This window comes from Trujillonella humicola, assembly GCF_046233715.1.
In the GTDB taxonomy this organism is placed as follows: Bacteria; Actinomycetota; Actinomycetes; order Mycobacteriales; family Geodermatophilaceae; genus Trujillonella; species Trujillonella humicola.
Genome location: NZ_JBJNRJ010000147.1, coordinates 1 through 644, shown reverse-complemented (window position 1 = coordinate 644; position 644 = coordinate 1). Strand labels below are relative to the sequence as shown.

At 76.4% G+C, this 644-nt stretch carries 1 protein-coding gene; it reads right to left on the bottom strand.

What is annotated here, in order from left to right:
• On the bottom strand, window positions 1–644 hold a 644-nt coding region (locus ACK586_RS25485; RefSeq protein ID WP_409333327.1), incomplete at both ends, for a DUF222 domain-containing protein.

Sequence of the window (644 nt, the reverse complement as noted above, 5' to 3'; positions counted from 1 at the left end):
GCGGCGGAGATCGTGGCGCCGGTTCCGGTGCGTGCCGCGCCTGGTGTGGTCGCCGGGTCGACCAGGTCGCTGAGCGGCAGGGTGGCGATGACGTGCGGTTTGACGGTGCGCAGCACCGGCAGCTGCCCGGAGGCCAGGGCGTTGTCGGCCAGCTGGACCAGCGCGTCGGCTCCGCGTTGGGCGCGGCTGCGCAGGTCCCCGGCGCAGCGGGAGGCGGCGGAGACCGCTTCCAGGGCGGTGGCGACCTTCTGCCCGCCGACCGGGTCGAGGGTGCCGCGGACGGTCCAGCTGCCGTCGGGGTGCTGGACCATGCTGAAGGCCCGCTGTTCGGTGGGGTCGGGTTCGGGGCCGTCGGGGTCGAGCTTGGCCAGGTAGTCCGCGACGGCCAGGCGCAGGTCGCGGTGGGTGCCGTGGACGGCGACGGTGACCAGCGCGGCCTCCACCTGCGCCAGGTCGATGCCCTGCGCCGCGGCCTGCGCCAGATGGGCCGGCTGCACGATCCGGGCGATCTCCTGGACGTGGTCGGCGCCGAGGTCGCCGTCGGCGAAGGCGCCCTCGGTGAGCGGCAGGTGCTCCAGCGCCCGGCCCTGGCCGACCACCCGGGCGGCGAAGGCGCCGGACACGGCGAGGTGCCCGCGCAGCCA